Below are 7,706 nucleotides of genomic sequence, written 5' to 3' on the forward strand. Positions count from 1 at the left end.
TTTTTTAAGTGACGTAAAACCGTGTTGAGGCCAACGCCCATAATGCGTGCACTGGCGCGACATCCGACGCCATTCATGGCCATATCAATGATTTTCTGGTGCGTACCGGGCTGAGAGGCGGTGTAAGTGAACTGTAGTTGCCATGTTTTACGGCAATGAGAGCAGAGATAGCGCTGATGTCCGGCAGTGCTTTTGCCGTTACGCACCACGCCTTCAGTAGCGGAGCAGGAAGGACATCTGATGGAAATGGAAGCCACGCAAGCACCTTAAAATCACCATCATACACTAAATCAGTAAGTTGGCAGCATTACCCATAAATTCAACGCCGCGAAAACCACACTGCGCAGCTTTCTCAAAACGGGCGAGAAAATCATATTCACCAAATAACATCGATAAATTAGCAGAGAAACGTAACATTATTTATCTCCCTTATTCATAGTGCATGAAGCAGGTTTCAGTCGGTGCGTCCACTGCGTTATCGGCGATATCTTCAAATTCCATGACGTTATCCAGTTCGCTGCCCATCGAAATATTGGTCACACGCTCGAGAATAACTTCCACGACTACCGGTACCCGATATTGCGCCATTAAGGCTTTCGCCTGTTCAAAGGCTGGCGCAATATCTTCCGGTTTGAAGACGCGAATCGCTTTACAACCTAAACCTTCCGCTACTTTTACGTGGTCGACGCCGTAACCGTTCACTTCGCTGGAGTTGATATTCTCGAAAGCGAGTTGCACGCAGTAGTCCATGTCAAAGGCGCGTTGTGACTGACGAATCAGGCCGAGATAGGCGTTATTCACCAGCACATGGATGTACGGAATGTTGAACTGCGCGCCAACGGCTAACTCTTCAATCAGGAACTGGAAGTCAAAGTCGCCAGAAATCGCCACCACATTGCGTTTCGGATCAGCGGCACAAACCCCTAGCGCAGCCGGAATCGTCCAGCCTAACGGACCAGCCTGACCACAGTTGATCCAGTGGCGGTCTTTAAAGACATGCAGCATTTGTGCCGCAGCGATTTGTGACAGACCGATGGTGGTGACATAACAAACATCGCGACCAAAGGCTTTGTTCATCTCTTCATACACGCGCTGCGGTTTCACCGGCACGTTGTCGAAGTGGGTTTTGCGCAGCAAAGTGCGTTTGCGCTGCTGGCAGTCGGCGACCCATTCTTTACGACACGGCAGACGACCCGCTTTTTGCATCTCCTGCGCCACTTCAACCAGCAGTGTCAGCGCCGCTTTAGCATCAGAGACAATGCCGAGATCCGGACACAGCACGCGACCAATTTGCGTCGGCTCAATATCGATATGAACGATTTTGCGCCCTTCGGTGTATTTCTCTACCGAACCGGTATGACGGTTAGCAAAACGGTTACCGATACCAAACACCATGTCGGACGCCAGCAACGTTGCGTTACCGTAACGATGCGCGGTTTGCAGACCGACCATCCCGGCCATCAGTTCATGATCGTCCGGGATACAGCCCCAGCCCATCAGCGTTGGGATCACCGGAACGCTGGTCAGTTCAGCAAACTGTTGTAACAGTGCAGCTGCGTCAGCATTGATTACCCCGCCCCCGGCAACAATCACCGGACGTTCGGCCTGGATTAACATTTCTACAGCTTTTTCGATCTGCATACGGCTGGCAGCAGGTTTGTAGACCGGCAGCGGTTCGTACATGTCAGGATCAAACTCGATTTCCGCAACCTGAACGTCGAACGGTAAATCCACCAGTACCGGACCCGGACGACCAGAACGCATCAGGTGAAATGCCTGTTGCAGCACGCGAGGCACCAGCGCCGCTTCACGAACTGTAACCGCCATTTTGCTGACCGGTTTAGCAATTGCTTCAATATCTACGGCCTGAAAATCTTCTTTATGCAGACGGGCGCGCGGTGCCTGGCCGGTAATGCACAGAATAGGAATGGAATCAGCAGAAGCGGAATAGAGCGCGGTGATCATGTCCGTGCCCGCAGGACCGGTAGTCCCCAGACATACGCCGATATTCCCTGCCGTTGCGCGGGTATAACCTTCCGCCATGTGCGAAGCACCTTCCACATGACGCGCCAGAATGTGACGAATACCGCCGTGCTTACGCATCGCTGAGTAGAACGGATTGATTGCAGCTCCCGGAACACCGAAGGCGGTGGTGATACCTTCTTTCTCCAGCACATACATTGCCGCGTCAACGGCTCTCATTTTTGCCATTTTATTCCTATCTCTATTCATTGGAAAATTTTTCCAACTTTCAAATTTTGTCAAAAAAACCCGCTCCGCAGAGCGGGATGCGACAGACATTATGGATGTGCTTTCAGTCCCAACGCCGTGCTGATATCGCGGGCGGTGTCTCTGACCAGCTCACCCTGACTGACAAAACGATCTTCTGTCAGTCTTGATGAAGGCCCGGAGATGGAGATAGCGGCAACAACGCTACCGACATCATCGTAAATTGCTGAAGCTATGCAATTCAGACCTACAACATGCTCTTCTTTATCTACGGTATAGCCCAGTTCACGCGCTTGTTCCAGGTCCTTCAGCAAGGTGGGCATATCCACAAGCGTAGTTGGCGTAAACTGCTGCAAACCGGTTTGCAGAATGATGCTCATCAACTCCTCTTCCGCCAGCGGATAAAGCAGCGCTTTGCCCGCACCGGAAGCATGCAGCGGCAGACGACTGCCCAGTGGCGCACACATCCTGACCATTGATTTACACTCTAACTGACCAATTAATACTGCTTCATTGCCGTTACGGATCGCGACATTGACCGTTTCGCCGGAAAGTAACATCAGGCGGCGCATAAACGGCCCGGCGACGGAGAGGACATCGCGGTTATGGATGTACGCCGCACCGACGTTAAAGACACCTAATCCTATATGCCACCAGCCTAATTGACTGTCCTGATAGACAAAATCCGCTGCTTGTAAAACCTTCAGCAAGCGAAAGGTCGTGGAGAGCGGCAAATCCAGATTGAGAGAAATATCGCTAACCGACGAACTTCCCCCACTTTTTTCCAGATATTGCAGAATCGCAATTCCCCGCTCTAACGCCTGTGCGCCCTTCTGTGCCACAGGCTCCGCCTGTCCTGGCCTGCCGCGCCGTCTAACTTCCGTCATACCTACGTTAACTCCGACCTACAAGTGAGCATAAACAATGAACAATTAGTTTATCTTATGCAAGTCGGTTGCAGGCGTCACGCAAAACAGAGTTCCTGTTCAGGAATACTTTCAACATCACAGTTGTCACTGCCGCCGCGATCGATGGTCAGAAAATCGGTGACGCGCTGCCAGGCGAAAAGTGGGTGATGCCAGACGTTACGATGGTAATTCACTCCCTGTTCGCCGTTGGTGATAAACGCCCGCAGCGTTGACAGGTCTGGTTTGTCGTCGCCTAACGCCACGACCACCACAAACACTTCACCTTTCATCGGGATAAAGGCCTGAGTGCCCAGCGGATGACGTTCGAGTTCGTGAATGGTCAGCGGCAGATTCGCCGGTTGCGCGCGGTTAATGCTAATAAGCGTACGGTCTTGCTCAAGAATCTCAACCAGCGCCAAATCGTGGTAACGCTCCACCAGGCCATTGTTAATATGGAAAAAATCCCGTTGCTGAGTTTCGATTACGTCTCCATAAGCACTAAAGGCTTCCTGACTTAACGGTAATACCTGAAGTTTCATCTTTTTGTCCTTGTAACATAATTCCGTTCAACCACCGCCGACCGGTCAGCTTGGTTTCAATAACAGGCAATCTAAAACCTTAAGAGAACAACATCAATACAAAAGTTGAAATATCTTTCCAAAACTAGATTTAGTCCACAAATTGAACAGGGTTATCATGTAAAAATACTGATAAATCAGAGGATAAGAAAATCACGCAACTTGCGGATTTAAAAGGGGATACCTGAAGATGTTCGATCCAGAAACCTTGCGGACTTTCATTGCGGTTGCTGAAACAGGAAGTTTTTCAAAAGCGGCAGAACGATTATGTAAAACCACGGCGACGATCAGTTATCGCATTAAACTTCTGGAAGAGAATACCGGAGTAGCGCTGTTTTTCCGTACGACTCGTAGCGTAACGTTGACAGCGGCTGGCGAGCATCTACTTTCCCAGGCCAGAGACTGGCTGAGCTGGCTGGAAAGTATGCCCAGCGAGCTGCAACAGGTGAATATTGTCATCAACAACCTGCTCTATAACCCCCAGGCCGTCGCCCAGTTGCTGGCGTGGCTGAATGAACGTTACCCCTTTACCCAGTTTCACATCTCCCGACAAATCTATATGGGCGTCTGGGACTCGATATTGTACGAAGGTTTTTCGCTGGCTATCGGCGTCACGGGAACTGAGGCGTTGGCAAATACCTTTAGTCTTGATCCCTTAGGATCGGTGCAATGGCGATTTGTCATGGCGGCGGATCATCCGCTGGCGAACGTTGAAGAGCCGCTAACAGAAGCGCAGTTGCGTCGCTTTCCGGCGGTCAATATTGAAGACAGCGCCCGCACCTTAACCAAACGCGTCGCCTGGCGATTGCCAGGGCAAAAAGAGATTATTGTTCCTGATATGGAAACGAAAATCGCCGCCCATCTGGCGGGCGTTGGCATTGGTTTTTTGCCAAAATCGCTTTGCCAGTCAATGATCGATAATCAACAACTGGTCAGCCGGGTAATCCCAACGATGCGCCCTCCTTCGCCATTGAGTCTGGCATGGCGCAAATTTGGCAGCGGCAAAGCGGTAGAAGATATTGTGACCTTGTTTACCCAGCGCAGGCCGGAAATCAGCGGATTTTTAGAAATTTTCGGCAACCCACGCAGTTAAAAATCAAGTTTCCTTGCGCGTTGGCGCGTAAAATAGCGCGCAAGCTGATTTGAGGTTCACTTTTAACTATGCAAGAGAGACACACGGAACAGGACTATCGTGCCCTGCTGATTGCTGATACGCCCATTATTGATGTTCGCGCCCCTATCGAGTTTGAGCAAGGCGCAATGCCCGCCGCTATCAATCTGCCGTTAATGAATAACGATGAACGCGCCGCCGTTGGCACCTGCTATAAACAGCAAGGGTCAGACGCGGCGCTGGCGCTGGGGCATAAACTGGTGGCGGGTGAAATTCGTCAGCAGCGCATAGACGCCTGGCGGGCAGCGTGCCTGCAAAATCCGCAAGGTATTCTCTGCTGTGCCCGTGGCGGTCAACGCTCACATATTGTGCAAAGCTGGTTGCATGCAGCGGGGATTGATTATCCGCTGGTGGAAGGCGGTTATAAGGCACTGCGCCAGACCGCGATTCAGGCTACTATTGAACTGGCACAAAAACCGATAGTGCTGATTGGCGGTTGTACCGGCAGCGGTAAAACGCTGTTAGTGCAGCAACAGCCGAACGGTGTCGATCTGGAAGGGCTGGCGCGTCATCGCGGTTCGGCGTTTGGTCGCACGTTACAACCACAACTTAGCCAGGCGAGTTTTGAAAATCTGCTGGCTGCCGAAATGCTAAAAACCGACGCCCGTCAGGATTTGCGCCTGTGGGTGCTGGAAGATGAAAGCCGGATGATCGGTTCGAATCACCTGCCGGAATGTCTGCGTGAGCGAATGACTCAGGCGGCGATTGCGGTGGTAGAAGATCCGTTTGAGATCCGTCTTGAACGCCTGAACGAAGAGTATTTCTTGCGTATGCATCATGATTTTACCCACGCGTACGGCGACGAACAGGGCTGGCAGGAATATTGCGAATACCTGCATCACGGACTTTCGGCTATTAAGCGTCGGCTGGGGTTACAGCGCTATAACGAACTCGCTGCCCAGCTGGATACGGCGCTGACAACGCAACTCACCACCGGCAGCACCGACGGTCATCTGGCCTGGCTGGTGCCGTTACTTAAAGAATATTACGACCCAATGTATCGCTATCAGCTTGAGAAAAAAGCGGAAAAAGTTGTCTTTCGCGGTGAGTGGGCGGAAGTGGCGGAATGGGTTAAGGCGCGGTAATGAGGGACGTATTTGTATTAGTCGCGACTTGATCTGACACATGGCCTTGAAAGGTTGAGAGTTACCGGTTTTGATATGAGTATCGAATCCTTATCCAAAACAAGAGGTAACTCTCATGCTTCATACTGCCAATCCCGTCATCAAACACAAAGCCGGTTTGCTCAATCTGGCTGAAGAACTCAGCAACGTATCAAAAGCCTGTAAAATCATGGGCGTTTCGCGTGATACGTTTTATCGTTACCGCGAACTGGTCGCTGAAGGCGGTGTGGATGCGCAGATTAATCGTAGTCGCCGCGCTCCTAACCTTAAGAACCGTACCGATGAGGCAACTGAACAGGCTGTTGTTGATTACGCCGTCGCTTTCCCGACACATGGTCAGCACCGGGCCAGCAACGAGCTGCGTAAACAGGGGGGTTTTATCTCCGACAGTGGTGTCCGTTCTGTCTGGTTACTCCATAACCTTGAGAATCTCAAAAGACGATACTGAACAAATTTTATCAGGTGACGTTCCGTAAAAAGTTGTATGGAGTTCTCGATGCAGTCGGCGCGACTATCAGTACCCCCGCTGAACCCTGGACTATCGGGCCGCCGTACTGGGGCATGTCACCCTGGCGTGCCGCTGGTTTTCCGCTAATGGTTTATTTCCTCTTTCTTTCCCGGCAAGAATTTATTTTAATCCGGAAGGATTATTTATTTTCAGATAGGGACTCACATTAAACACGTAACATTTTAATTAATGCATGGCTGAATATGTATTACACAATGTCAGATATCGTAAAAGACCAGTGCAATTCTATGTAAACTCTCTGACTGTTCATTTTATTTGTTGTTTCAGGGTCGGAACTCACCCTCAATAAACAACTGAATACGAGTATATATTCATCGTCTGAGCTATATGGCTTTACACAATAGCCGACATGTCTTTTCTCAGTCAGGAATTTTACTTTTCCTCACTACGAAGTTGACGACTTCGATATGGGATAGACTCTTAATTCAAGCAATTACTCTGCACAAGCATCAGGCAGTCCAGCTCCAATATTTGTTATAAAATAATGCGTAACATTAATTTCACCAACAAAAAAAGGTTTACACCATCCCCTTGCCCTGGTATCTTACCATATTTACACCACACTTTTTTTGTATCTGGATCATTCTTTGATACGATTTTCGCCACTTGTTCCCTGGCCCTCACTGTCAATGTTTTCTTAAACCTACCCTCCTCATCATTTGTTAGGGAAAAATAAGAAAAAAAATAATCATCTTCTACATTTGTGTATATTGATATATCCACCGCTACGTGCGAAAAAAAATCTGGGAGCCATGTAAAAACTCCATCATTTTCTGGTATTGCCATATAGTTTATGTAATGTTTACTTACAAGAGATTCATCTTTGTATAAATAGACTGGCCCCCTGAATCTCCAGACAACCAGTATCACTTAAATAAGTGATAGTCTTAATACTAGTTTTTAGACTAGTCATTGGAGTACAGATGATTGATGTCTTAGGGCCGGAGAAACGCAGACGGCGTACCACACAGGAAAAGATCGCAATTGTTCAGCAGAGCTTTGAACCGGGGATGACGGTCTCCCTCGTTGCCCGGCAACATGGTGTAGCAGCCAGCCAGTTATTTCTCTGGCGTAAGCAATACCAGGAAGGAAGTCTTACTGCTGTGGCCGCCGGAGAACAGGTTGTTCCTGCCTCTGAACTTGCTGCCGCCATGAAGCAGATTAAAG

At 49.6% G+C, this 7,706-nt stretch carries 7 protein-coding genes and 4 pseudogenes; 4 read left to right on the forward strand and 7 right to left on the reverse strand.

Going from position 1 to position 7,706, the window contains the following annotated elements; all coding sequences use genetic code 11:
- The 5 genes and pseudogenes from BGK49_RS06205 to allA form a co-directional block, all read right to left on the reverse strand.
- The coding region (locus BGK49_RS06205) for an IS1-like element transposase (protein WP_024259250.1) at positions 1 to 257 on the reverse strand (257 nt) is incomplete at its 3' end.
- Positions 258 to 312: 55 nt separating this feature from the next.
- Positions 313 to 417, reverse strand: a pseudogene (locus BGK49_RS06210) (hydroxypyruvate isomerase); the annotation flags it as partial.
- A 12-nt stretch (positions 418 to 429) separates the two neighbouring features.
- Positions 430 to 2,211, reverse strand: coding sequence for a glyoxylate carboligase (gene gcl / locus BGK49_RS06215; protein ID WP_024259574.1), 1,782 nt, complete (start codon positions 2,209 to 2,211; stop codon positions 430 to 432).
- Positions 2,212 to 2,300: 89 nt separating this feature from the next.
- The gene (allR, locus tag BGK49_RS06220) at positions 2,301 to 3,116 is read right to left on the reverse strand and encodes an HTH-type transcriptional repressor AllR (RefSeq protein ID WP_000141275.1); all 816 of its coding nucleotides are present in this window, start codon (positions 3,114 to 3,116) and stop codon (positions 2,301 to 2,303) included.
- A 77-nt stretch (positions 3,117 to 3,193) separates the two neighbouring features.
- Positions 3,194 to 3,676 carry an ureidoglycolate lyase gene (allA, locus tag BGK49_RS06225; RefSeq protein WP_000776388.1) on the reverse strand — a complete coding sequence of 161 codons (483 nt, stop codon included), beginning with the start codon at positions 3,674 to 3,676 and terminating at the stop codon, positions 3,194 to 3,196.
- Positions 3,677 to 3,905: 229 nt separating this feature from the next.
- Between allA and allS the strand changes: the two genes are divergently transcribed.
- The 3 genes and pseudogenes from allS to BGK49_RS06240 all read left to right on the forward strand — a co-directional run.
- Positions 3,906 to 4,808 (forward strand): HTH-type transcriptional activator AllS, encoded by a 903-nt coding sequence (gene allS, locus BGK49_RS06230; RefSeq protein WP_000460156.1) that lies wholly within the window; start codon positions 3,906 to 3,908, stop codon positions 4,806 to 4,808.
- Between the two features lie 68 nt (positions 4,809 to 4,876).
- The gene (gene mnmH, locus BGK49_RS06235; protein ID WP_001157963.1) at positions 4,877 to 5,971 is read left to right on the forward strand and encodes a tRNA 2-selenouridine(34) synthase MnmH; all 1,095 of its coding nucleotides are present in this window, start codon (positions 4,877 to 4,879) and stop codon (positions 5,969 to 5,971) included.
- 115 nt (positions 5,972 to 6,086) lie between these two features.
- Positions 6,087 to 6,452: pseudogene (locus BGK49_RS06240) on the forward strand (helix-turn-helix domain-containing protein); the annotation flags it as partial.
- 58 nt (positions 6,453 to 6,510) lie between these two features.
- Here the strand turns inward: BGK49_RS06240 and BGK49_RS31605 are convergent.
- A pseudogene (locus tag BGK49_RS31605) lies at positions 6,511 to 6,606 on the reverse strand (hypothetical protein); the annotation flags it as partial.
- A 602-nt stretch (positions 6,607 to 7,208) separates the two neighbouring features.
- Positions 7,209 to 7,409, reverse strand: a pseudogene (locus BGK49_RS30905) (YbbD family protein); the annotation flags it as partial.
- A 53-nt stretch (positions 7,410 to 7,462) separates the two neighbouring features.
- Here BGK49_RS30905 and BGK49_RS06250 point away from each other — a divergent pair.
- On the forward strand, positions 7,463 to 7,706 hold a 244-nt coding region (locus tag BGK49_RS06250), incomplete at its 3' end, for a transposase (RefSeq protein WP_000567704.1).

It is taken from the genome of Shigella sp. FC1544 (genome assembly GCF_001722145.1).
Classification (GTDB): Bacteria; Pseudomonadota; Gammaproteobacteria; order Enterobacterales; family Enterobacteriaceae; genus Escherichia; species Escherichia coli.

Excerpts from the sequence above, each read along its gene's own strand:
- allR (WP_000141275.1), bottom strand. The coding sequence starts at position 3,116 with ATGACGGAAGTTAGACGGCGCGGCAGGCCAGGACAGGCGGAGCCTGTG.
- allS (WP_000460156.1), top strand. The coding sequence starts at position 3,906 with ATGTTCGATCCAGAAACCTTGCGGACTTTCATTGCGGTTGCTGAAACA.
- mnmH (WP_001157963.1), top strand. The coding sequence starts at position 4,877 with ATGCAAGAGAGACACACGGAACAGGACTATCGTGCCCTGCTGATTGCT.
- gcl (WP_024259574.1), bottom strand. The coding sequence starts at position 2,211 with ATGGCAAAAATGAGAGCCGTTGACGCGGCAATGTATGTGCTGGAGAAA.
- allA (WP_000776388.1), bottom strand. The coding sequence starts at position 3,676 with ATGAAACTTCAGGTATTACCGTTAAGTCAGGAAGCCTTTAGTGCTTAT.